This window comes from Fulverythrobacter ferritrahens, assembly GCF_020539485.1.
GTDB lineage: Bacteria > Pseudomonadota > Alphaproteobacteria > Sphingomonadales > Sphingomonadaceae > Andeanibacterium > Andeanibacterium ferritrahens.
In genome coordinates this window covers 121,354-143,570 of sequence record NZ_JACDXU010000003.1, presented here as the reverse complement: position 1 = coordinate 143,570, position 22,217 = coordinate 121,354, and the positions used below count along the sequence as shown (strand labels likewise).

Below are 22,217 nucleotides of genomic sequence, written 5' to 3'. Positions count from 1 at the left end.
CCTGACCTCAAGCGGGAGCCCCGGCATGCCCAAACGATCATGGTTGTTCGTACCGGGCGATAGCGAGCGCAAGCTGGCCAAGGCACCCTTGTGCGGGGCCGATGTGGTAATTGTGGATCTGGAAGATGCGGTCGCTTCCGAAGCGAAGCCTGCCGCGCGGCGCATGGCGGCGGAATGGCTGCAAATCCACCGCCACCGCATTACCGAAGGCCCCGAACAGGCCCATTGGGTGCGGATCAATGGGCTGAGGACCGATTGGTGGCGCGGCGATCTGGATGTCGTCATGGCGGGCGCGCCCAGCGGCATTGTGCTGCCCAAATGTTCCGGCCCTGACGATCTGCGCCAGCTGAGCGCCGAGCTTTACGAATGCGAGCAGCGCCACGGTCTGCCCATCGGCAGCACGCGGATCATGCCGCTGGTGGGCGAAACGCCCGCCGCCGCACTGGCCATTCCTGCCTATGCCGCCGCCAGCGCCAATTCCGAACTGCCGCGCCTTGCCGGGCTGACCTGGGGGGCGGAGGATCTTTCAACCGCGCTCAACGCCACACGCAAGCGGGCTGGCAATGCCCATGGCGGAGCGGGCGAATGGACCGACGCCCTGCGGATGGTGCGCGCCACAGCCCTCGTCACGGCCCATGCGGCGGGCGTGCTGGCAGTGGACACACTCCATTCCGATTTCCGCGACCTTGCAGGGCTGGCCTCCATCGCCGCCGCATCCCGCGCGGACGGCTTCCACGGGATGCTGGCGATCCATCCCGATCAGGTGCCGGTGATCAATACCGCCTTCAGCCCCACCGAAGCGGAAGTGGCCCATGCCCACGCAATCGTGAATGCCTTTGCCGTCAATCCCGGCGCGGGCGCGCTGTCTCTGAACGGACGGATGATCGAGCCACCCCATCTCGCCCAGGCGAAGCGCTTGCTGGGGCTGGCCGAGTAATTCGCCCGGAAGCCCTGCGCAGGCAGGGGCTCACATTCGGGGATTATTCCGCCACTGCTTCGCTGGGCGCCGCCGGGACCACCGGCTGCTGTGCGTCCAGCGCCTCCGCATCCTCGCCTGCCTCCTCGCTGGCAGCGGCGCCGGGGCCGCCGCCGGAGCTTTCTCGGATCAGCGGCGGCTTGGAAGTGACGGTTTCGAGCGGCAGCATCTCGTCGCTGATGGAGCCTTGCAGCACCTGCCCGGAAGCAGTGCGATCATCCTTGTTCTTTTCCGAACCGCAGGCGGCCAGCAACAGCGCGGGGGCTGCCAGCAAGGCGGGGGCCAGCCAAATCGGGCGAAGAACATTTGCGGCGCTCATGCAGCCTCACTCTCACTCAGCGCGGCGAGGAATTCGCCCACGCGGCGCTGCAATGCCTCATCCCATGCCTCTTGCGCAACCGCTACGCCGAGCCGCGCGAGCGAGGTTACGCCATAATCCGCGATGCCGCAGGGCACGATCCCGCCGAAATGGGTAAGGTCCGGATCGAGATTCACAGCAAAGCCATGCATCGTCACCCAGCGACGCACGCGCACCCCTATGGCTCCGATCTTCGCTTCGGCACCGTCAATATCGCGGGTCCAGATGCCCACCCGGTCCGGCACGGCCCAGGCTTCCACGCCGAAATCCCCCAGTGTGGCAATCACCCAGTTTTCCAGCCCATGCACGAAGCGGCGCACATCCCTGCCCCGGCGGGAAAGGTCCAGCAGGACATAGCCCACGCGCTGGCCCGGCCCGTGATAGGTGTAGCGCCCGCCCCTCCCCGTCTCCACCACATCGAAGCGCGGGTCGATCAGGTCGGAGGCATCGGCGCTGGTCCCCGCGGTGTAGACCGGCGGATGCTCCAGCAGCCAGATCAGCTCGGCCTCGGTGTCGGCGGCAATCGCGGCATTGCGTCGCTCCTGCTCGGCCAGCGCCTCGCGATAGGGAACCTGTCCCTGCCCGATCCGCCATTCGATGGGCCGCTCGCTCGATTTGGGCAAATTATCCGCCATGCGCGATTGCGTGGGGATAGATGGCGGGTTTATCAAGAGCCTTGGAGCAAAGAGGGGAATTGTAATGCGCTTCGACATGAGCCGCGCCTGGCGCGATGCCACGGCGATGATCTCGGCCAATCGCGAAGTGATGCTGATTGTGGCCGGGGTTTTCTTCTTCCTGCCCAGCCTTGCCTCGTCGCTGCTGATGCCGGCTACCGAAACCATGGTGCCGCAAAACAGGGCTCCATCCGAGGATGTCGGGCAGGTGCTGGCCGAACTGGAGAGCCAGTTGCAGGCCGCCTTGCCGCCTGGCGCGATGGTGGCGCTGGTCGTGGCCGCGCTGGTGCAGGCCGTGGGCTTCATCGCCCTGCTGGCCCTGCTGCGCGACGATCGCAAGCCCACTGTGGGCGAGGCGCTGAAGACCGGGCTGATCGGCCTGCTACCCTATATCGGCGCGCAATTGCTGGCAGGCTTCACGGTCGCGCTGATCCTGGTGCTGCTGATCGGCATTCCGGCAGCGGCCGGACTGGGCGCCATCGCGGCGATCATGATTCTCGCGGCAATCCCCCTGTTCATCTATGTGATGGTGAAGATGTCGCTCGTCTCGCCGGTCATCGCGATCGAGAAGATGACGAACCCCATCGCCATCCTCAAGCGGTCCTGGACGCTGACCAAGGGCAACAGCGTGCGCCTGCTGGGCTATTACATGCTGCTGGCACTCGTCTTCATCGTGATTTCGATGGTGATCGGCATGGTCGTGGGCCTCATCACCGCGCTGATGGGCAGCGGCACTGCCCTGCAACTGGTCAGCGGCGTGTTTTCCGGCCTGATTGGAGCGGGCTTCACCATGGTGTTCGCCGGAGTGATGGCCGCAGTCCACCGGCAGCTGGCAGGCCCTTCCACCGGTAGCCTCGAACAGACCTTTGGCTGACTACAGGCTGCTGATTACAGGATGTAGATAGTGCAAACGCCCCGTCGCAAGGCGGGGCGTTTGTCGTGAAGGCTATTCGCCTTCCGTTTTCCAGCCCCAGCACAGCTTGCAGGGCAAGATGTTCAGCGGCTCGAACCCTTCGTCGATCCGGCTGAAATATTGCGCGGTCAGGTTCCGCGCCGCATTGCTGAACTGATAGGTCAGGAACGCGCCGCCCGGCCGGAGAACCCGCGCCGTGGCCGCAGCGATGCGCGGGCCAACGCCTTCGGGCAGGGTGGAGAAAGGCAGGCCCGACAGCACGTAATCGGCATGGTCATGACCGTGCGCGCGGACGATTTCCTCAACATCCTCGGCCGATCCGTGAACCGCGATGAAGCGGGAATCGCCGATCGTGCGCTTCAGATAGTCGATGAAAAGCGGGTTGGTATCGATCACCAGCAGCGTGGCATCCCGACGCAGCCGGTCCAGCACCGGGCGGCAGAAGGTACCCACGCCGGGGCCATATTCGACGAACAGCTTGCACTCGTCCCAGTCCACCGGCGCAAGCATCTTGCGGATGGTGAAGCGAGAGGACGGGATGATCGAACCGACCATCACCGGATGTTCGACGAAGCCCTGGAAAAACACGCCCCACGGGCCCAGAAACTCGCGAATCTTGCGCTTCAGCTTGGTGGACTTGCGTTCACCGGTAAGCTCGTATCCTGCCATTTAGGCCCAGAACCCTTGCGACGCCCCGCCCGGGGCCAGCTTCGTGTAACACGGCGTTCGCAAATCCTTCTCCGATTTGCAAGGATATGCCGCGACTTGTCGGCAGGCCGTTGTGCATAGCCTGCCGAAGGTGAGCGCGATCAGAGGATTTCCTTAATTTTTTCTGGCGGACGGCACAGGCGAACCCCCTTTTCCGTTTCCACCAGAGGCCGCTCGATCAGCTTCGGGTCCGCGACCATCGCCGCAATCACCGTGGAATCGTCCGCCTCGGTCAACCCGCGCTCCTTCGCGTCGGTGCCCTGCAGGCGCAGCCCTTCGCGCGCGGCCATGCCGGCATCGCGATAAAGCTGGGCGAGCTTTTCGGCACTGGGAGGGGTCTTGAGATACTGGATCACTTCCAGTTCCACCCCCGCAGTGTTCTGCAGCGTTTCCAGCGCCTGGCGCGATTTGCTGCAATTGGGATTGTGCCAGATAGTGGCCTTCATGCTCGTCATTCCTGTTCGCTGTTTCCTGCCCGCATTGCCGGAACGGCGCGGGCGGCGTCTTCGGTGCTGATCCCCGGTGCGGGGGCCGCGCTGATCACTTCCTGCCGCAAGGCCACCCGTCCGGCGCGCTGGATCGCGCTGACCAGCCGGGGATAGACCCCGCAGCGGCACAGATTGGGAACGGCGGCCGCAATATCCTCTGCTGTGGGTGCAGCATTTCGCTGGAGCAAGGCGGCGGCGGCCATCACGATGCCTGGCGTGCAGAAACCGCACTGGATCGCCTGTTCGGCCACCAGTGCCTGTTGCACGGGGTGGGAACGATCCCGGCTCAATCCCTCGATAGTGGTGATGTAGCGGCCTTCCGCCTCGGCAATGGTGATGAGGCAGCTTCTCAGCGCCTCCCCATCCACGATCACCATGCAGGCGCCGCAATCGCCCGCGCCGCAACCAAATTTCGTGCCCGTAAGGTTCGCCGCATCCCGCAGCGCCCACAGCAGCGGCGTTTCCGGATCGATATCGAACTGGACCGGGCGGCCGTTGACGGTCATGCGCGACATAGCCGCGCCTTACCCTGTCCCGGCCGCCCTCCGCCAGCCCCTATTCGCGCCAGCTGGGATCGATCTTGTCGATCTTTCGCTTCCACGCTTCGAAATCGAGCACCCCGAAGGCCGCCGTCAGCATCTTGTCGCGATCCTGCTGATGGACCTCGATCACTTCGGGGGGCACGCGGATCGGATTGCCGAGCGAGGCCGTCTTCACCTGAATTTCGCAGGCGCGCTGCAGCATGTAATATTTGAGGAACATCTCGGGCAGGGTTTCCCCCATCACCACCGGGCCGTGATTGCGCAGCATCAGAATGCGGTGATTGCCCAGATTGCGCAGCAGCCGCTCGCCTTCCTCGCCGCGCACGGTGATGCCTTCGAAATCGTGATAGCCGATCGCGCCTTCGAAGAAGCAGGAATAGAAATTGGTCGGCGTCAGCCCTTCCTCGCTGGAACACACCGCCATCGTATCGGGCGTATGCGTGTGGACGATGGCATGGGCCCAGGGCAGTTCCTTGTGAAATACCGAATGCTGCGTGAAGCCCGCCAGATTCACCCAATGCGGGCTGCCGTCGAGCTTGTTGCCCTCGCTATCCACCTTCACGAGATTGGACGCGGTGACTTCCGACCATAGCAGGCCGAACGGGTTGATCAGGAACGCGTCCTCATCCGGCACGCGCAGGGTGATATGGTTGTAGATGGATTCGCACCAGCCGAGATGGTCGAAAATGCGATAGGCCGCGGCAAGGTCCTGCCGGGCCTTCCATTCCGCCTCGCTGCATTCCGGCTTGTGCTTCAATTGTGTGGCCATGATCCTCTCCATGGATGGCGTCCCGCTCTCTGTCGCATGGCGGGCAGCGGTGCCTCAAGGTGCACAGCATGTTGACTTTGTCGCGGCGGATGGCAAGCCATGACCGGCCAATCGCGGGAATCAAGCGGCTCAACAAGACCGCGCCCCGCTTCCTGGGGAGGATGTAATGAATAAGTCGCTGGGCTACGGCCAGCCGATGGGCGGAATCGCGCAAACCGCCTTTGTCGTTGAAGATCTGCGTGCCTCGGTCAATCGCTTCATTGCCGATATGAAGGCGGGACCATTTTTCATTCTCGATAATTTCCTGGTCCCCGGCCAGAATTATCGCGGAGCGGAATCGACGGCGGACATCACCATCGCCATGGGCTTTGCCGGGCATATGCTGATCGAGCTGATCCAGCCGCTCGACAACAATCCCTCGGTCTACAAGGAAACGATCGAGAAGCGCGGTTATGGCTTCCACCATTTCGGCATTGCCTGCGCGGATGTGGACGCGGCCAGCCTCGACTACCAGAAGCGCGGATATCACGAAGCTTTCCGCGCTTCTGTGCCCACAGGCGGCGAAGTGGTCTATCTGGATAACGGCACGGGCGCGCAGTGGGGTTTCCTCGAACTGCTGCCGGTGACGCCGGGCATGGACGAAACCTTCACGCGCTTCTTCAAGGCCTCGCAGGGCTGGGACGGCAGCGATCCCGTGCGCTCGTTCCTCTGATACCAAGTTCGCATACATAAAATCCGCGGCGAAAAGATCGCGGGTGGGAGAACTCGAATGCAGCCTGTCGTCGCCCCCGCACAGGGGAACTGGATGAAGAATTCGCCAGCCTATCAGTTCCTGCTGGTATTCCTGCTGAGCCTCAATTTCGGGATCGTGTTCTTCGATCGGCAGGCGCTGAACGCGCTGATGCCCTTCGTGCAGCCCGATCTGCAATTGTCCGATACACAGATTGGCCTGCTGGCGGGCGGCCTCAGCTTCAGCTGGGCTATCGCCGCCTTCTTCGTCGGAAAGCTGTCCGACAGCCTGGGTAAGCGCAAGCTGCTGCTGATCGCCTCCACCGTCGCCTTCTCGCTCTGCTCCTTCCTGTCGGGCATTGCGACCAGCTTCGTCTTCCTGTTCGCCGCCCGCCTGCTGATGGGCGCGGCCGAAGGCGGGGTCATGCCGATCAGTCATGCGATGGTGGCATCCGAAGTCGACCCCAAGCGGCGCGGGCTGGCGCAGGGCGTGGCGCAGAACCTGGGTTCCAACCTGCTGGGCAGCTTCCTCGCCCCAGTGGTGCTGGTGGCCTTCGCCACTGTCTTCAGCTGGCGCGAAGCCTTCTATCTGGCCGCCGTGCCGGGCCTGCTTTCTGCCGGCCTCATCTGGCTGACCCTGCGCGAACCCGAGATGGCCCCTGCCCCTGCTGCGGAAGAAGCGGGCGACAAGATGGGCCTGATGGACGCGATGAAGGTCCGCAACATGTGGATCTGCGTCGTCGTGGGCGTTCTGCTGGTGGCTCACTTCGTCATCACCTGGGCCTTCATGCCGAATTACCTGGTGCAGGTGAAAGGCATGGACCCGACCACGATGAGCTGGGTGATGGGCGCGCTTGGCATTGCCGCGGCGATCTATTCCATCGTCATTTCCGGCCTGTCCGACATGATCGGGCGCAAGCCGGTGATGGTGATCCTGCCCTTCCTGTCGGTGGTCGGCCCGCTGGCGGCAATGTATTTCACCGGCAGCGCTACGATGCTGGCGGCGATCTTCTTCGTGGGCTGGGCCGTGAACGGGATCTTCCCGATCTTCATGGCGACCATCCCTTCGGAAACTTTCGACCAGCGCCACCATGCCACCGTGCTCGGCCTCGCCATGGGCAGCTGCGAAGTGCTGGGCGGCGTGTTCGGCCCGGTAGTGGCTGGCGCGCTGAACGATATTGCGGGCAAGGACAGTTTCCTGTGGCTGATGATGGGGCTGGCAGTGATCAGCGGGTTCATCGCCATGGGCCTGAAGGAGACGGCTCCAGCCGTGCTGGCACGGCGCGGGAACAAGCCGGCTCACGCCTGAACGCGCGCCTGACGGGACGGGCGCCTAACGGGACGGGAGGAGAAAGAGAGACCGGTCATGGGCTTATTGCAGAAGTTCACCACATCCGGCGTCGCGCCGGGTGACCGGCTACGCTATTGGAACGTGATCGCGGACGAGGTGTTCAGCGGCACCTATGTCAATGCCGAAGGACCGCAATTTGCGGGCGAGATGTGGCATTGGGGCATGGGCGAACTGAACATGATCCGCACGACCTCGCAGCAGGCCGCCGTCGGCCGGCGCGGGATCGACCGGACCGAGGAACATCTCATTCTCCACCTGCAATGCCGGGGCACCAGCCGCTTCCGGCAGCAGGGCTGTGACGCCAGCCTTGAACCGGGAGACTTCTCGATCGGTTCCTCGCACAAGCCCTATTCCTTCGATCTCTCCGCGCATGAACTGCTGGTGATCGAATTCCCCAAGGCCCCACTGGCCGAGCGGGTGGCGGCGCTGGACGACATCGTCGCCGGGCGCATCTGCGGCGCATCGGCCGCCGGGCGCATCTTCTACGATTTTCTGCTCTCTCTGTGGCGGCAGGGCGGGCGCCTGCTGCAGGAGGATTCGTGGGAACCGGGCATGAACACGGTGTTCTACGATCTGGCCGCCGCCGCCATCAGAGGGTCGGATCGCAACCTGGGCGATAGCTCCCGCGCGCCGCACGGGCAGGCCCTGCTGGCGCGGGCCAAGGCCTATATCGAAACCGAACTGCCCAATCCCGAATTGCGCACCACCAGCATCGCGGACGAGCTCGACCTGTCGGTCCGCTCGGTCCAGAACCTCTTCGCCGCTATCGGCACGACGCCGATGGGCTATGTGCTGGACCGGCGCCTGGCCCGCGCGGCCGAACGGCTGATGGCCGATCCCGCCGCCAGCGTGACCGAGATCGCCTTCGACCACGGTTTCACCGATGCAGGCTATTTCACCCGCTGCTTCCGCCAGAAATTCGGCGCCTCGCCGCGCAACTGGCGGCTGGGGCAGTGATTCCGGAAGGCACGCTCGCGGGGGGGGGAACAGAACAGTGGTTGCGAAACCTCAAGGGCGTCAGTGCCTGACCAATGGGCGTTGCACTGACATTCGGTAACCTCTCGGACCAACACCTGCGCGCGTCCTTCGACAGGCTCAGGACGAACGGCGGTTGGAAGGCTCTCAGCTCTCAAGCCCTACCCCGATAGTCCGCCCCCAATATCCATCCGTTGCAAATTGGCAACGCTGGCGCGCTTGCGTCTCTCTCCCAGTCGTCTGCGCCCCAGTGCAGGCGGCACAATTTGGCGCGTGGTAAATTCTCAAGTCTGGGGGGTGGGCAATCTGCCTCAGTAACAACAACATCTATTGGGAGTTCAGCATGAGACTTGCACCGGTATCCCTGGCCGTACTTGCAGCGGCCCTGGCCACCCCGGCCTTTGCACAGGATGCGGGCGCCGAAGATCAGGGCGGCATCCGCGAAATCGTCGTCACCGCGCAGAAGCGCGCCGAAGACGTTCAGGACGTGCCGATCGCGATCAGCGCCTTCGACGCTACCTCGCTGCAGGAACGCGCGGTGGGCAGCGTGGCCGCTCTTTCCGGCATCACCCCCAACGTCACGCTTGACGCATCGACCCCGTTCTCGGGTTCCAGCGCAGTACTGGGCGCCACGATCCGCGGCATCGGTTCCAGCGACTTCGCCTTCAACATCGACCCGGCCGTGGGCGTCTATCTCGACGGCGTCTATCTGGGCCGCTCGATCGGCGCGAACCAGGACCTGCTGGACGTGGAGCGCATCGAAGTGCTCAAGGGCCCGCAGGGCACGCTGTTCGGCCGTAACTCCGTGGGCGGCGCGATCTCGATCGTGACCAAGAACCCCGGCGACAAGTTCCGCGTCACCGGCGACGTCACCGTGGGCAGCTTCGAGCGCATGCAGGTGCGCGGCATGGTCGAACTGCCGATCACCGAAGGCCTCAGCTCCTCGCTGGCCTTCAGCATGCTCAACCGCCAGGGCTACCAGAAGCGCGTCGCCTATGATGGCGATGCGGGCGATTTCGATTCCTGGGAACTGTTCCCGGCCTCCGGCTATCAGAGCGGCTCGCGTCAGGGCGGCGACGATACCTGGAGCCTGCGCGGCAAGCTGCACTGGGATAATGGCAGCACCTTCCGCGCCACCCTGTCGGGCGACTTCACCAAGGTCGATCAGGATTCCACCGCCAATACGGTGCTGGCCGTTACCCCGATTTCCGGGCCCTTCGCAGGCCTTGCGGAAAACAACATCCCCGGCACCGGGCTTGACGTGGTCACCGGCAATTCGGGCTTCCTGTTCGCCGGTCTCTACAATTTCTGTATCGGCGCCACGCCTGACGAAATCGCCGCGCGCAACGCCCAGAACCTATGCGGACCGCGTTCCAGCACTGGAGGCTATCTCTCGCTTGCGGGCCTCGGCAGCCGCAATGTCGATGCCGATCCGCTCAACGATGTCGCACCTTACGACAGTCGCTGGGTGAGCCAGGACATCGACGAGAGCTGGGCCACCGGCAACAACTTCTCCAAGCTGAACCAGGGCGGCGTCGGCCTCGACCTCGAACTCGACCTGACCGACAACGTCATGCTGAAGTCGATCTCGTCGTGGCGCAAGCTCGACTTCGCCGCGGGCGTCGACCTCGACAACTCGCCCCTGCCGATCCTGCAGACCAGCTTCTCGGTCAATCAGGAACAGTGGAGCCAGGAACTCCAGCTGACCGGCTCGGCGATGGACGGCAACCTCAACTTCGTTCTGGGCGGCTACGTCTTCAACGAAAAGGGCAAGCTTCACGACTATGTGACCTTCGCCGGCGGCCTGCTGCAGGTCGACGGTCCAGGCGATGTCGACACCACTGCCTATGCCGGCTTCGGCCAGCTCGACTGGCGCGTCAGCGACCTGATCGGCTTTACCCTGGGCGGCCGCTGGACGCGTGAAGACAAGACCTATGTCGGCGCCCAGTCGGACGTGAACGGCTTCAACTACAAGCTGTTCAACTGCATGGACCTGACGCCTGCGGGCATCCCGACGCAGGAATGCGCCACCGAGGTCGGCTTCCCGATCCCGAGCGAGCCGTTCCGTTACTATCCGCTCTTGCCGAAGGATCAGGAGTTCGAGAACTTCTCGTTCAAGGCCGGCGTGCAGGTCTATCCTACCGACGACGTGATGCTCTATGGTTCGTTCAGCCAGGGCTACAAGACGGGCGGCTGGACCACTCGCCTTTCCAACCCGCTGCCCACCGCGCCGACCTTCGGCGAGGAAAAGGCGGAGACCTGGGAAGTGGGTGTGAAGTCGACCCTGATCGACCGTCGCCTGCAGCTGAATGCCGCGGCCTTCAGCACCGAATATAACGGCATCCAGCTCAACTTCCAGGAAGGCGTCTCGCCGACCGTGCAGAATGCGGGCGATGCGCGGATCAAGGGCTTCGAAGTCGAGGCAGTTGCCGCCCCGACCGACAATTTCCAGATCACCGCGTCGATCGGCTATCTCGATGCCTATTACACCGACGTGGCCGGCCCGGCACAGGTTGCCGCCAACCCGTTCCAGCTGGGCGTGTTCGCGGGTGCGGACCTGCCCAAGGCTCCGGACTGGAAGATCAACATCTCGCCGCGTCTGGAACTGCCGGTGGGCAACGGTTCGCTCGTCCTGCTGGGCGACTGGACCCACACCACCAGCATGCGCAACGATACGGAAGGGACCATCCTGCTGATGCGCCCGGCCACCGACATCGTGAATGCCAGCGCGACCTATCGTCCGGACGATGCCAATTGGGATCTCACCGTGGGCGCCACCAACCTGACCGACGAGCGCTATCTCGTCACCGGTCAGGCCCAGATCGCCGGCGGCGTGATCTACGGCACCTACAGCCGGCCCCGCGAATGGTATGTCCGCGTCGGCTTCAATTTCTAAGCCGCGCGACGAATTTGGAGGGGGCCGCTATGGTGGCCCCCTTCTATTTTGGGAGATGGACAGATGGCAGAAGCCGCGACCTCAGAATTCTGGAAAGATATCAAGCCGATCCCCGAGGCGTTCCGTCCGGGCGCGGCACCCGAATCCTATATGCCGAAAATCGCCGAGGGCGACCCGCGTTACTGGGTGCCGATGAGCGAGACGGTCAGCTCCAAGCCCGTATGGATCAGCCCCACCCGCAACATGTGGGCCGACGTGCTCTATTCCAGCGGTCCGGGGCTGGTGAACCGCCACTATCACCCCCAGCCGATCTGGGCCTACACGATCAGCGGCAAGTGGGGCTATCTGGAGCATAGCTGGACCGCCACGGCAGGCGATTTCATCTATGAGACGCCGGGCGAGAGCCACACGCTGGTCGCCTATGACCATCCCGATCCGATGCGCGTGTTCTTCGTCGTTTCGGGCCCGCTGATGTGGCTGGACGAGGATGGCAAGACCATCGGCCATTATGACGTGTTCGATTACATGCGCGATGCCCGCGCCCATTACGAGAAGGTCGGCATTCCCGCCGATTATCTCGACAGCCTGATCCGCTGAGAGGAATCCAGACAATGGCAAGCGTGATGAAAGCCCCCCCGTCCACCGTGCAGAAGATCGTGGATGTACCTTTCAACTACCGCAGGCTGGTGGAGGATCGCTCCCCCGGCGGGCGCTACATCGACATGGAAAGCGATGCGGACAGCCCATGGGTGCCCTTCGGCGAGAGCGCGGCGATCAAGCATCTTTCCTTCGATGTGCGCACCAACACCTATTCCAACATCCTCTGGATGAAGGGTCCCGGCACCATTGGCACTCACCTGCATCGCGGCACGGTGACCATGGTCTGCATCACCGGTTCGGTCCGCTATCTGGAATATGACTGGGTGGGCACGCCGGGCGGGCTGATCCTGGAAGTTCCGGGCGAAAGCCACACCCTCGTCACCGACCACCCCGAAGGCTGCAAGCTGTTCGGCTGGATGACGGGGCCCATCGAATTCTACGATGCGGATGCCAATTTCATCGAAACGGTCGATGTGTGGTGGATGATGAACCACTACGAAAGCTACTGCAAAGAGCAGGGCATCGCCATTAATCCCAAGCTCTATCTGTAAGCCTTAAGGCGTCGTCCCGGACGTGATCCGGGACCGCTGGCAGCCGGACAGACGCGCCGCCAGCGATACCGGCTTTCGCCGGGATGACGATTAAGGGGGAGAGGACATATTCCATGAAGACACTCGACCAGTTCGATATTCGCGGCCGTTCGGCCCTCGTCACCGGCGCGGCCAGCGGCATTGGCCTGGCCTATGCGGAATGCATGGCCGAAGCCGGGGCGCGCGTGACGCTGACCGATATCGACCGTGACGGCGCGGAACGCGAAGCTGCCCGCCTGCGCGATGCAGGCTATGAGGCGCGCGCCGCGAAATGCGACGTCTCGAAGCTGGAGGAAGTCGCCGCCGCCTTCGACGATCACGCCGCCACCTATAATGGCTGCGACATCGCCTTCGCCAATGCCGGGCTGGATGTCGGCAACGGTTTCTGGACGCCGGAGGGCAAGCGCAATCCCGCAGGCCAGATTGACGTTTACGATCCGCAGGCCTGGTACAAATCCATCGGCATCAATCTCAACGGCGTGTTCCATACCGTGCGCGAGGCTGCGCGGGTAATGAAGCAGAACGAGCAGCTTTCCGGGCGCCGGGGCGGCTCGATCGTCATCACCAGTTCCAACGCGGCGGAAGTGAACGAGGCCATCGTGGGCGTTCCCTATATGGCGGCCAAGGCAGGCGTGAAGCACTTCATGCGCCATGCCGCCTTCGAACTGGCCGCATACGGCATCCGCGTGAACGCCATCGCGCCCGGCCCCTTCGTCACCAATATCGGCGATGGCTGGGTGAAGAAGAACCCGGCGGCCAAGAAGGCGTGGGATGAATTGTGCCCGCTGGGTCGCATGGCAGAAACTTACCAGATCAAGCCGCTTGCCCTGTTGCTTGCGTCCGATGCGGGGAGCTACATGACGGGCAGCCATGTAATGATTGATGGCGGCATGCAGCTCGGTCCGATCAAGCCGCTCAGCGACTGAGCGGCCTGATCGGGAGAGCGGGACCGGCGCGAATGAGAGGAAAGACATGACTACCCAAGCACAGGCCGCAATCTGTCGCGGCAATTCCGTTCCCTTCTCGATCGAGAACGTCACGCTTGACGATCTGCGCCCTGACGAGTTGCGCATCCGCATCGTCGCCTGCGGCGTGTGCCACACCGATATGGCGGTGCGCGACGAACAGCTGCCGGTTCCCCTGCCGGTGGTGCTGGGCCATGAAGGCGCGGGCATCGTCGAGGAAGTCGGCAGCGCCGTAACCGTGGCGAAGCCGGGCGACCGGGTGGTGATGAGCTTCAACAGCTGCGGCCATTGCCCCAGCTGCGATGTGCACGCCCCCACCTATTGCTACAATTTCTTCCCGGAAAACTGGTCGGGCGTGCGCCCCGACGGCACGCCCACCATGTTCATGGACGGCAAGCCGATGAACGCCAATTTCTTCGGCCAGTCGAGCTTTGCCACCCATGCCATCGCGCATCAGCGCAATGTGGTGAAAGTGCCGGAAAGCGCCACCGCCCTGCCGCTGGAGCGACTGGCCCCCATCGGCTGCGGCTTGATGACCGGCGCGGGTGCCGTGCTGCGCGCCATGAAGGTGCGTGCGGGCATGCCGATTGCCGTATTCGGTACCGGCACCGTGGGCATGGCCGCGATCATGGCGGCGAAGATCGCGGGCGCGAACCCGATCATCGCGGTGGACGTGAACGATGAACGCCTCACTCTGGCGAAGGAACTGGGCGCCACTCACGCCTTTAACGGGCGCGACGACGCTTTCGGCAAAATCCGCGAACTCGTGCCGCAGGGCCTGGGTTATGTGTTCGACACAACCGGCATCAACAGCCTGATCCAGGAAGCGTGGAACCTGCTGGCCCCGATGGGCATTTGCGGCATCGTGGGCGCCAGCGATCCGGCCGACAATTTGACCTTCAACGAAGCGGCCTTCATGGGCGGCGGGCGCCGGGTGATGGGCATTCTGGGCGGTGACAGCGATCTGGTCACGTTCCTGCCCGAACTGATCGAGCACCATCTGGCGGGCCGTTTCCCATTCGAGAAGCTGATCGGCTATTTCGACTTCAGCGAAATCAACGAAGCCATCCATGCCAGCGAAAGCGGCAAGGTGGTGAAGCCGGTGCTGCGCATTTCGGCGGAGTGACCAGAAACGAACGATCCTCATTGCGAGGGCCGCAGGCCCGCAGCAATCCAGGGCGGCACAACGCTGCCCTGGATCGCTTGCTCCGCTCGCGATGACGAAACAGGATTAAACAATGAAAGCCGTCACCTTCCAGGGCCTTCACAAGCCCCTCGCCTTTGAGAACATTGCCGATCCCACGCCGGGCGCGGGCGAAGTGGTGGTGAAAGTGGGCCGCTGCGGCATTTGCGGCAGCGACCTGCACATGACGGAAGATGCCGCCTATGGCTGCCGCCATGGCGATGTGCTGGGTCATGAATTCGCGGGCGAAGTAGTGGCACTCGGCACCGGAACGCAGGGGCTGAAGGCAGGCGATCTCGTCTCGGTCATTCCGTTGAAAAGCTGCGGGGAATGCGAACACTGCCGCAAGGGCACCGTGCAATGGTGCGAGAAGTTCGGCCTGCAGGGCGGCGGCTATGCCGAATATGCCGTCACACGCCCCAACCAGTGCGTGAAGCTGCCGGGCGAGCTTTCCCTCGCCGATGGCGCCATCGTGGAGCCGCTGGCAGTGGCGCTGCACGGCGTCAATCTGTCTGGCATGCAGACGGGTGACAAGGTGCTGGTGCTGGGCGCGGGGCCCATCGGGCTGGCCGTAGCCTTCTGGGCCAAGCGTTATGGCGCGGCGAAAGTGGCGGTGCAGGACATCGCAACGCACCAGCAGGACCGCGCACTGGACATGGGGGCGGACATCTTCGTGGTCGATCCTGCCGATCCCATCGGCGGGGCGGAACGGGCGCTGAGCGGCAAGGCGGATGTGGTGTTTGAATGCGTGGGGCTTCCCGGCCTGATCCAGCAGGGCGTCAGCCAGGTGCGCAACGATGGCACCATCGTGCTGCTGGGCCTCTGCACGAAGCCCGATACGCTGAACACCTTCGCCATGCTGTCCAAACAGGTGCGGCTTGTCACCAGCGCCTTCTTTACCCGCCAGGAATACGAAGCCGCGCTCGATGCACTGCACCAGGGTGCCATGGAACCGCGCCTGCTGGTGACCGACACGATCACGCTGACCGAAACGCCGGACGTGTTCGAAAGTCTCCGCCAGCGCACCAGCCAGTGCAAGGTGCTGATCGCGCCCTGAGATTCTCCGGCTGAGACTTTTTGGCGGGCTCAGGCTGGTTTCAGCAAAAGCCCGCCCCCGCTCAGAACCGCGTGCTCCAGCGCATCGCCACACCCTGATCGTCGGGCATGGCCTGGTAGTGCCCCGGCTCCCTGCGGTAATAGATGCTGGCCGACGCCCAGCCGCTCCACAAGGGGCCGCGCCAGGCCAGTTCGCCCATGATCTCCCGCCCGTCAGGCGCCAGCGACAGAGGAATGGTGCCGAAAGTCGCGCTTTCGGTATCGTAGCTATAGGCGATCGGAAGGCTGAGCTTCAGCCCGCCGCTTTCCACCCTGAGCGGCTGCGCCACGCGTAGCGCAATCCGGTCCTGACGGGAAAACAGCCCTTCCTTCTGCAGGTCGACCGACCATGCACGGCTGTAGATCACCGAGCCGTTTTCGATCACGCTGCTCGTTTCGGCAAAGGTCCAGCCGTTGCGAAGTGCGCCATAGACGCTCCAGCCCGGGGCGATCTGCCAGCCTGCGCTGGCATCGATGAACAGGGTATTCGACCCGCCTCCGCCGAATGCTTCGTGGAAGCGCGCGCCCAGCACGGTGCGATCTTCCTGCATCCAGTCGAAACCGAGGGAGGCCTGAAGCTCGCCCCATTGCCGGTCCGCCGTGAGCGAGAAACTGCGCATCGGGTCCCGCGTCCGGCCTCCGGTCGCTTCATGCACCAGCCATTGGCCATTGCCGCTCATCACCACGCCGGATTCGCCCGCCAGCGTCAGGCCCCAGGGGCCGAATTGCCTGCGCAGGGCCAGCGCCATGTTCGGCAGATGGATGGTGCCGTCCTCACTCCCGGCGGAACGGGCGATCAGGAAGGCCGGGCGATCCTGCCCCTGCATCTGCATTACCAGCCCGTCAGGCCGTTCCGCATAGGCGAAACCCAGCTGGGTCTCGGGCGCCAGTTTCAGCGCAATCCGCGCGGCAAGCACCCGCGCGCTTTCGGCCTGTTCGGTGGTCAGCATCAGCTGGCGGGGCACGCCCCGCATCACTGCTGCCGGGTTCGAGGCGTCAATCGTATAGGCAATCGCCGCCGAGTCATTCGCGGTCGAAACGAAGCGGGTTTCCCCTCCCACCGCGTCATTCAACCGCGGCACCAGCGTGGCGCCGCGCATCGACTGGCCGGCATCGAACCTGTAGGCGCGGCGATATTTGTCGAGCACGAGCGTATTGATCGACGCGGTAGCGAGCGCATCCCCCATCGCCGGAGAACCTACCGCGGTGGTGTCATTCAGCGGCAGGGAGGCCGTGCCCTTCTGCGCAAGAGTGGTCGTGCCCTGCGGCTGGAATGCCGAATGAATATCGAGAATGCCGCGCCCATAGACGCTGTCCGTCCCCGGAGTGCCGACGTCCTGCGCGGTCGATAGCAGCAAATCGACGATCTCCGCGCCGGTGAGCGATGGAAAAGCCTGATGGATCAGCGCCACGGCGGCCGCGATCTGAGGCGCGGAAAAGCTCGTACCGCTGATCTTGTAAAAGCCGGCGCCCTGATAGCCGGGATCGATTTCCCATTCGGAACCGGCGAGATAGACGTTCACGTCCTTGCCCAGAGCGGAAAGGAAAATGCTCTCGCTCCCCCTGGCACGGTTGCTGAAGGAGGCGATGGCGCCGGTATAGTCCACCGCGCCCGCGATGATGACATTCGAAAAGCCCTGCCCGCCGATCCCCCGAGGGAAAGGATCGGGCCTTGAAGTGCCATCATTGCCGGCGGCGATGACGACCACCACCCCCGCTTCCGACGCACGCCGGATGGCGGCGATTTCCGCGGAAGATGGCGATGACCCGCCCAAAGACAGGTTGATCACCGTTGCCCCGTGATCGACCGCATAATCGATCGAAGCGGAAAGGTCGCCAAACGTACATTCGCCGCTAGCGCAGGTGCCCGGTGTATCGGCCCTTATCGAGAGGATCGTGGCATCATAGGCAATGCCCACCGTGCCCGCGCCATCATTGGCGGCCGCAGCCACCATGGCCACTTCCGAGCCATGTGTCCCTTCCCCCTCGACCGAGCCGCGCGATGCTATGATGTCCGTGGAATCGGATGAAATGCGCCCGGCAAATTCGGAATTGTTCTGGAAGATGCCGGTATCCACGATGCCGATGATGGAGCTTTTGCCGGTATAACCCGCAACCCATGCTGTCGCAGCGCCGTGGAACTTCGGACCGTTGGAATTGCTGAATTCCTGGTCGTTATAACCGATCGTGTCGGTCGGCAGCGGCGGGCGCACATAGCTGATCGGAGGTGGCGTAGGAGTGGGAGTTGGTGTCGGAGTCGGAGTCGGAGTCGGAGTCGGACTGGGTGTTGGCGTGGGGCTCGGCGTTGGCGTCGGGGACGGCGTGGGACTGGGGGTAGGAGTCGGGCCTGGCGTAGGCGTGGGCTGCGGCGTGGGCTGCGGCGTGGGCTGCGGCGTGGGCTGCGGCGTAGGCGTGGGTGTAGGCGTGCTGTTCACCCCTCCGCCGCCACAGGCCGAAAGCAGCGCCAATGAGACGGATACGGTTCCTACCGCAGCCGACCAACGAAACAGATGGAATACCCTCATGATTGCCCCCGTCCTGGCAATTTATGTTACACCCGCTGCATCCACCCACCACAGTAAAAATGCCGTAAAGCCCATTACGCCAACATGCGGCGCGTCGGGCTGTGGCGACGTGGCTTCCGCGTTGCCGTCAGGGCGATATCCGCCTTGCCCCCACGCAAGCGACCGTTTAGGCGCTCGGCGGTTCACGAAACAAGTCTTCGCCTGACCGGTAGATGACGGTTGATAGAAACAGGAGTTGCCCCTCATGTCCGCCCAGCTCGAAACTGCGATCGAAGCCGCCTGGGAAGCGCGCGACACCGTTACGCCCGCCAGCGCCGATGTGCGCGAAGTGGTGGAAGCAGCGCTCGAACTGCTCGACAGTGGCAAGGCCCGCGTGGCCGAGCGTGACGGGGCTGGCGCATGGACGGTCAACCAGTGGCTGAAGAAGGCTGTGCTGCTCTCCTTCCGCCTGAACGACAATGTCTTGGTGGATGGCGGCGCGGCCGGTGCTCCGGCCTTTGACAAGGTGCCCAGCAAGTTTGCCGGCTGGGGCGAAAACCGCTTCCGCGATGCAGGCTTCCGCGTGGTGCCAGGCGCCGTGGCGCGCAAGGGCAGCTTCATCGGCAAGGGTGTGGTGCTGATGCCCAGCTTCGTCAACATCGGCGCCTATGTGGATGAAGGCACCATGGTCGATACCTGGGCCACCGTGGGCAGCTGCGCGCAGATTGGCAAGAACGTCCATATCTCCGGCGGCGCCGGTATCGGCGGCGTGCTCGAGCCGCTGCAGGCCGGGCCGGTTATCATCGAAGATGGCTGCTTCATCGGCGCACGTTCGGAAGTGGCCGAAGGCGTGGTAGTGGGCGAAGGCGCCGTATTGTCGATGGGCGTCTATCTCGGCGCATCGACCAAGATCGTGGACCGCGCGACGGGCGAGGTCCATATCGGCAAGGTGCCGCCTTACAGCGTGGTCGTGCCCGGCGCGATGCCCGGCAAGCCGCTGCCCGATGGCACGCCCGGCCCCAGCCTCTATTGCGCCGTCATCGTCAAGACGGTGGACGCGCAGACCCGCTCCAAGACGGGAATCAACGAGCTGCTGCGCGACTGATCGCACGGGCGGCCCGCTCCGCCCGGAGTTTCGGAACGCTCTCCCCTTCCCACCCGTAAATCGGGTAAGGCCCCGCGTCCGGGGCCATGGAAGAGGAGACATCCGATGACGCAGCCCCTTGAAAAACCGGGCGAACAGGTCCGGATCGACACTGACGAAGCGCGCGCCGGCTCTACGCCGCATATCGTGCGCTATGTCCTGCTTTTCAGCCTTACCCTGGCTATCATCGCCATGACGATCGCCTGGGTGAGTGCGGCACTGACCACGAGTTGAGGAGGCCGAAATGCCCGCTCAATCGAAGAAGCAGCAAATGGCCGCCGGGGCCGCGCTCTCAGCCAAACGCGGGGAGGCGAAGAAGTCTTCCCTCAAGGGCGCGTCCACGGAGATGTATGAATCCATGTCCGAAAAGGAACTGGAAGATTTCGCTTCCACCAAACGCAAGGGCCTGCCCAAGAAAAAGAGCTGACTGACAGCCAGCCTGATCTGAGTTAATCCGGCGGATATGGAGCGAGCCATATTCACCGAGTTCGCCGTTTCCGCCGTGCTGGTGGTGATCTGCGTCACTGTTCATGGACTGGGCCTTGCCGGGCTCAGCCTCGTTCTGCGCAGCGAGGCGGCGAATGAACGGCTCAAGGCAATCAATCCCCTTTCCCTGCGCGGCAGCCTGTTCACGCTGGGCATCGTGGTGGCGATGGTCGCGCTCCACGGGCTCGAAATCTGGCTGTTCGCCCTGACCTACCTCGCCACCCATGCGGTACACGGCTTTGAGGAAGCGCTGTATTTCTCGACCATTTCCTATTCCACCGTGGGCTATAGCGACACGCATATCCTCCCCGAATGGCGCCTGGTGGGCGCCTTCGAGAGCATATTGGGCGTGATCCTGCTAGGCTGGTCCACGGCCTTCTTCCTGCGCATGATCTCCCGCATCGACCCGCACTAAGCCTAGCCCTTTTCGGGATATTCGATTGGCGGATCGGCCCGGTGCGCAGCGGCATAGGCTTCTGCCGCTTTCAACACGCGCATCATGTTGCGGCTGGCGATCTTTTCCAGATCGGCCTGCGAATAACCGCGCCGTGCCAGCTCGGTGAACAGGGCGGGATAGCCAGTCACATCCTCCATCCCCACCGGGCCGCTATCCATCCCGTCATAATCGCCCCCAAGGCCGATATGGTCGATCCCGGCCACATCGCGGACATGGTCGATATGGTCCGCCATATCGGCAATCGTGACCTTGGGTTCGGGATGCGCCTTCATCCAGGCGTCCATCCCCTCCTTCACCTGCGCGGGCTCGCCGAGCCAGAGCGACTTGAGCCGCGCTTCCTCTCCCACCCGATCCGCACCCCACTGGCGGCGCTTCTCACCCAGATAGCCGGGCAGGCCGACCACCATCACGATCCCGCCATTGGCCTTGAGCCGCGACAGCACCCCATCGGGCACATTGCGCGCATGGCCGTTAATCCCGCGCGCGCCCGAATGGCTGAAAATCACCGGGGCCTTCGCCACATCCAGCGCATCGAACATCGTGTCCTCGCTGACATGGCTGAGATCCACCAGCATGCCGATCCGCTGCATTTCGCGCACCACATCCTTGCCGAAATCGGTCAGGCCGCCGTGCTTGGGCTCGTCGGTGGCGCTGTCCGCCCATTCGAGCGTCTTGGAATGCGTAAGGGTGAGATAGCGCGCGCCAAGGTCATACATCTGGCGCAGCACACCCAGACTGCCATCGATGGAGCTGCCGCCCTCCATCCCCATCAGCGAGGCGATCTTGCCCTGCTTCAGGGCCACTTCCACATCGGCCGAACTGGTCGCCAGCATCATGTCATTGGGATAGCGCGCCACCAGCCGCTTGAGCACGTCGATCTGTTCCAGCGTAACCACGACAGCCTCGGCCTGCGGCAAGTCCGCATCGACATAGACAGACCAGAACTGGGCGCCCACCTTGCCCTTGCGCAGGCGCGGCAGATCGGTGTGCATACCCACGCCGCTCCAGTCGGTCGGCGGGGCCTTGCTCGTATCGGTAAAGTCAAACTGGTTGATCATATTGCCATAGCGGCCGCGCAGCTGCTCGGGCACGTCATTATGGCCATCCCACACAGGCGCGGCGGCGAGAGCGGCGGCTGCGGTTTCCTCCGGGCTCTTCGCAGCCAGAGGTGTTGCCAGTGCGGTGGCGCAGAGGGCGGTGACGAGCAGAGCGGCGCGGAAACGGGGCATGGGAACTCCTGTTGCAGAGCAGCATATCAGCGCGCCGCACGCGAATGCGCAAGCCCCGTCCTGCCGATTGCAGCTTCCGTCGCGCGCATGATAGGCCACAGGCATGAACACCGCCCGCCAGATCATAGACCGCCTGTCCCTCACCCCGCATCCCGAAGGGGGCTGGTATCGGGAAACCTGGCGGGCGCCTGCCGATGACGGCACCCGCGCGGGCGGCACTGCGATCCACTTCCTGCTGGAGGCCGGCCAACGCTCCCACTGGCACAGAGTGGATGCGGCGGAGATCTGGCTGTTCCACGCAGGCGATCCACTGCGCCTGTCGCTCAGCCCCGGCGATGCGGGGCCGGTTTCGAGTGTCATCCTGGGGCACGATGTGGCGGTAGGCCACGCCGTGCAGCACATAATCGCGCCGGGCGAATGGCAGGCCGCCGAAGCGCCTCCGGTCGGCCCGGCAGGCTATTCACTGGTCAGCTGCGTGGTGGTGCCGGGGTTCGAGTTTGCGGGGTTTACGCTGGCGCCGGAGGGATGGGTGCCGGGACAGTGATGCCCTGCCCGTCCTCTTCAAGGCGACGAATCTGCTCTGCG

The 22,217-nt window shown here is 63.8% G+C and carries 24 protein-coding genes; 16 read left to right on the top strand and 8 right to left on the bottom strand.

From position 1 onward, the window contains the following. Positions 1-25 precede the first annotated feature (25 nt). Complete coding sequence (locus H0274_RS12760; protein WP_226795858.1) at positions 26-937, top strand: HpcH/HpaI aldolase/citrate lyase family protein; 912 nt, start codon at positions 26-28, stop codon at positions 935-937. Positions 938-980: 43 nt separating this feature from the next. Here H0274_RS12760 and H0274_RS12755 read toward each other — a convergent pair whose 3' ends face one another. Further along, on the bottom strand, positions 981-1,295 hold the full coding sequence (locus H0274_RS12755) for a hypothetical protein (RefSeq protein WP_226795857.1): 315 nt from the start codon (positions 1,293-1,295) through the stop codon (positions 981-983). Continuing rightward, positions 1,292-1,969 (bottom strand): lipoyl(octanoyl) transferase LipB, encoded by a 678-nt coding sequence (gene lipB / locus H0274_RS12750; RefSeq protein ID WP_226795855.1) that lies wholly within the window; start codon positions 1,967-1,969, stop codon positions 1,292-1,294. Before lipB ends, H0274_RS12755 begins: the two co-directional genes overlap by 4 nt. 64 nt (positions 1,970-2,033) lie before the next feature. Here lipB and H0274_RS12745 point away from each other — a divergent pair, with 64 nt between their 5' ends. Next, complete coding sequence (locus H0274_RS12745) at positions 2,034-2,882, top strand: hypothetical protein (protein ID WP_226795854.1); 849 nt, start codon at positions 2,034-2,036, stop codon at positions 2,880-2,882. A gap of 72 nt (positions 2,883-2,954) precedes the next feature. Here H0274_RS12745 and H0274_RS12740 read toward each other — a convergent pair whose 3' ends face one another. From H0274_RS12740 to H0274_RS12725, 4 genes are all read right to left on the bottom strand, one after another. After that, positions 2,955-3,590, bottom strand: coding sequence for a class I SAM-dependent methyltransferase (locus tag H0274_RS12740; protein WP_226795853.1), 636 nt, complete (start codon positions 3,588-3,590; stop codon positions 2,955-2,957). A gap of 140 nt (positions 3,591-3,730) precedes the next feature. After that, on the bottom strand, positions 3,731-4,075 hold the full coding sequence (gene arsC / locus H0274_RS12735) for an arsenate reductase (glutaredoxin) (protein ID WP_226795851.1): 345 nt from the start codon (positions 4,073-4,075) through the stop codon (positions 3,731-3,733). A gap of 5 nt (positions 4,076-4,080) precedes the next feature. After that, the gene (locus tag H0274_RS12730) at positions 4,081-4,632 is read right to left on the bottom strand and encodes a (2Fe-2S)-binding protein (protein WP_226795850.1); all 552 of its coding nucleotides are present in this window, start codon (positions 4,630-4,632) and stop codon (positions 4,081-4,083) included. A gap of 40 nt (positions 4,633-4,672) precedes the next feature. Continuing rightward, a complete protein-coding gene (locus H0274_RS12725) occupies positions 4,673-5,428 on the bottom strand; it encodes a class II aldolase/adducin family protein (RefSeq protein ID WP_226795849.1) in 756 nt (251 codons plus the stop codon). Positions 5,429-5,594: 166 nt separating this feature from the next. On the opposite strand from H0274_RS12725, the gene H0274_RS12720 reads away from it, so the two are divergent. From H0274_RS12720 to H0274_RS12680, 9 genes are all read left to right on the top strand, one after another. Next, a complete protein-coding gene (locus H0274_RS12720; protein WP_226795848.1) occupies positions 5,595-6,140 on the top strand; it encodes a VOC family protein in 546 nt (181 codons plus the stop codon). Positions 6,141-6,197: 57 nt separating this feature from the next. Beyond that, entirely contained in the window at positions 6,198-7,466 is a 1,269-nt protein-coding gene (locus H0274_RS12715; RefSeq protein ID WP_226795846.1) for an MFS transporter, read from the top strand. A gap of 57 nt (positions 7,467-7,523) precedes the next feature. Next, on the top strand, positions 7,524-8,465 hold the full coding sequence (locus H0274_RS12710) for a helix-turn-helix domain-containing protein (protein ID WP_226795844.1): 942 nt from the start codon (positions 7,524-7,526) through the stop codon (positions 8,463-8,465). A gap of 361 nt (positions 8,466-8,826) precedes the next feature. After that, on the top strand, positions 8,827-11,379 hold the full coding sequence (locus tag H0274_RS12705) for a TonB-dependent receptor (RefSeq protein ID WP_226795842.1): 2,553 nt from the start codon (positions 8,827-8,829) through the stop codon (positions 11,377-11,379). A gap of 63 nt (positions 11,380-11,442) precedes the next feature. Beyond that, a complete protein-coding gene (locus H0274_RS12700; protein WP_226795841.1) occupies positions 11,443-11,976 on the top strand; it encodes a 2,4'-dihydroxyacetophenone dioxygenase family protein in 534 nt (177 codons plus the stop codon). Positions 11,977-12,002: 26 nt separating this feature from the next. Further along, positions 12,003-12,530, top strand: coding sequence for a 2,4'-dihydroxyacetophenone dioxygenase family protein (locus tag H0274_RS12695; protein WP_226795839.1), 528 nt, complete (start codon positions 12,003-12,005; stop codon positions 12,528-12,530). A gap of 113 nt (positions 12,531-12,643) precedes the next feature. Then, entirely contained in the window at positions 12,644-13,495 is an 852-nt protein-coding gene (locus H0274_RS12690; protein WP_226795838.1) for an SDR family NAD(P)-dependent oxidoreductase, read from the top strand. A gap of 46 nt (positions 13,496-13,541) precedes the next feature. Then, positions 13,542-14,660, top strand: a complete 1,119-nt coding sequence (locus H0274_RS12685; RefSeq protein ID WP_226795836.1) for an NAD(P)-dependent alcohol dehydrogenase — start codon at positions 13,542-13,544, stop codon at positions 14,658-14,660. A gap of 112 nt (positions 14,661-14,772) precedes the next feature. Further along, entirely contained in the window at positions 14,773-15,774 is a 1,002-nt protein-coding gene (locus tag H0274_RS12680; protein ID WP_226795834.1) for an alcohol dehydrogenase catalytic domain-containing protein, read from the top strand. Between the two features lie 61 nt (positions 15,775-15,835). Here H0274_RS12680 and H0274_RS12675 read toward each other — a convergent pair whose 3' ends face one another. Continuing rightward, complete coding sequence (locus H0274_RS12675) at positions 15,836-18,025, bottom strand: S8 family peptidase (RefSeq protein WP_226795832.1); 2,190 nt, start codon at positions 18,023-18,025, stop codon at positions 15,836-15,838. A gap of 556 nt (positions 18,026-18,581) precedes the next feature. On the opposite strand from H0274_RS12675, the gene dapD reads away from it, so the two are divergent. The 4 genes from dapD to H0274_RS12655 all read left to right on the top strand — a co-directional run bounded on the left by dapD (position 18,582) and on the right by H0274_RS12655 (position 20,361). After that, positions 18,582-19,421 (top strand): 2,3,4,5-tetrahydropyridine-2,6-dicarboxylate N-succinyltransferase, encoded by an 840-nt coding sequence (gene dapD, locus H0274_RS12670; RefSeq protein WP_226795831.1) that lies wholly within the window; start codon positions 18,582-18,584, stop codon positions 19,419-19,421. 105 nt (positions 19,422-19,526) lie between these two features. Next, positions 19,527-19,694 (top strand): hypothetical protein, encoded by a 168-nt coding sequence (locus tag H0274_RS12665; protein ID WP_226795830.1) that lies wholly within the window; start codon positions 19,527-19,529, stop codon positions 19,692-19,694. A gap of 10 nt (positions 19,695-19,704) precedes the next feature. Beyond that, positions 19,705-19,887 (top strand): DUF3008 family protein, encoded by a 183-nt coding sequence (locus H0274_RS12660; protein WP_226795829.1) that lies wholly within the window; start codon positions 19,705-19,707, stop codon positions 19,885-19,887. Between the two features lie 36 nt (positions 19,888-19,923). Then, entirely contained in the window at positions 19,924-20,361 is a 438-nt protein-coding gene (locus H0274_RS12655) for an ion channel (protein WP_226795828.1), read from the top strand. Between the two features lie 2 nt (positions 20,362-20,363). Here H0274_RS12655 and H0274_RS12650 read toward each other — a convergent pair whose 3' ends face one another. Further along, a complete protein-coding gene (locus H0274_RS12650) occupies positions 20,364-21,632 on the bottom strand; it encodes a dipeptidase (RefSeq protein ID WP_226795827.1) in 1,269 nt (422 codons plus the stop codon). Between the two features lie 103 nt (positions 21,633-21,735). On the opposite strand from H0274_RS12650, the gene H0274_RS12645 reads away from it, so the two are divergent. Beyond that, entirely contained in the window at positions 21,736-22,176 is a 441-nt protein-coding gene (locus tag H0274_RS12645; RefSeq protein WP_226795826.1) for a cupin domain-containing protein, read from the top strand. The last annotated feature ends 41 nt before the right edge of the window (positions 22,177-22,217 follow it).

Coding starts and splice junctions, on each gene's coding strand:
- H0274_RS12685 (WP_226795836.1), top strand. CDS start 13,542: ATGACTACCCAAGCACAGGCCGCAATCTGTCGCGGCAATTCCGTTCCC.
- H0274_RS12700 (WP_226795841.1), top strand. CDS start 11,443: ATGGCAGAAGCCGCGACCTCAGAATTCTGGAAAGATATCAAGCCGATC.
- lipB (WP_226795855.1), bottom strand. CDS start 1,969: ATGGCGGATAATTTGCCCAAATCGAGCGAGCGGCCCATCGAATGGCGG.
- H0274_RS12760 (WP_226795858.1), top strand. CDS start 26: ATGCCCAAACGATCATGGTTGTTCGTACCGGGCGATAGCGAGCGCAAG.
- H0274_RS12725 (WP_226795849.1), bottom strand. CDS start 5,428: ATGGCCACACAATTGAAGCACAAGCCGGAATGCAGCGAGGCGGAATGG.
- arsC (WP_226795851.1), bottom strand. CDS start 4,075: ATGAAGGCCACTATCTGGCACAATCCCAATTGCAGCAAATCGCGCCAG.
- H0274_RS12650 (WP_226795827.1), bottom strand. CDS start 21,632: ATGCCCCGTTTCCGCGCCGCTCTGCTCGTCACCGCCCTCTGCGCCACC.
- H0274_RS12665 (WP_226795830.1), top strand. CDS start 19,527: ATGACGCAGCCCCTTGAAAAACCGGGCGAACAGGTCCGGATCGACACT.
- H0274_RS12690 (WP_226795838.1), top strand. CDS start 12,644: ATGAAGACACTCGACCAGTTCGATATTCGCGGCCGTTCGGCCCTCGTC.
- H0274_RS12695 (WP_226795839.1), top strand. CDS start 12,003: ATGAAAGCCCCCCCGTCCACCGTGCAGAAGATCGTGGATGTACCTTTC.
- H0274_RS12745 (WP_226795854.1), top strand. CDS start 2,034: ATGCGCTTCGACATGAGCCGCGCCTGGCGCGATGCCACGGCGATGATC.
- H0274_RS12730 (WP_226795850.1), bottom strand. CDS start 4,632: ATGTCGCGCATGACCGTCAACGGCCGCCCGGTCCAGTTCGATATCGAT.
- H0274_RS12660 (WP_226795829.1), top strand. CDS start 19,705: ATGCCCGCTCAATCGAAGAAGCAGCAAATGGCCGCCGGGGCCGCGCTC.
- H0274_RS12710 (WP_226795844.1), top strand. CDS start 7,524: ATGGGCTTATTGCAGAAGTTCACCACATCCGGCGTCGCGCCGGGTGAC.
- H0274_RS12755 (WP_226795857.1), bottom strand. CDS start 1,295: ATGAGCGCCGCAAATGTTCTTCGCCCGATTTGGCTGGCCCCCGCCTTG.
- H0274_RS12705 (WP_226795842.1), top strand. CDS start 8,827: ATGAGACTTGCACCGGTATCCCTGGCCGTACTTGCAGCGGCCCTGGCC.
- H0274_RS12740 (WP_226795853.1), bottom strand. CDS start 3,590: ATGGCAGGATACGAGCTTACCGGTGAACGCAAGTCCACCAAGCTGAAG.
- H0274_RS12645 (WP_226795826.1), top strand. CDS start 21,736: ATGAACACCGCCCGCCAGATCATAGACCGCCTGTCCCTCACCCCGCAT.
- H0274_RS12655 (WP_226795828.1), top strand. CDS start 19,924: ATGGAGCGAGCCATATTCACCGAGTTCGCCGTTTCCGCCGTGCTGGTG.
- H0274_RS12720 (WP_226795848.1), top strand. CDS start 5,595: ATGAATAAGTCGCTGGGCTACGGCCAGCCGATGGGCGGAATCGCGCAA.
- H0274_RS12715 (WP_226795846.1), top strand. CDS start 6,198: ATGCAGCCTGTCGTCGCCCCCGCACAGGGGAACTGGATGAAGAATTCG.
- dapD (WP_226795831.1), top strand. CDS start 18,582: ATGTCCGCCCAGCTCGAAACTGCGATCGAAGCCGCCTGGGAAGCGCGC.
- H0274_RS12680 (WP_226795834.1), top strand. CDS start 14,773: ATGAAAGCCGTCACCTTCCAGGGCCTTCACAAGCCCCTCGCCTTTGAG.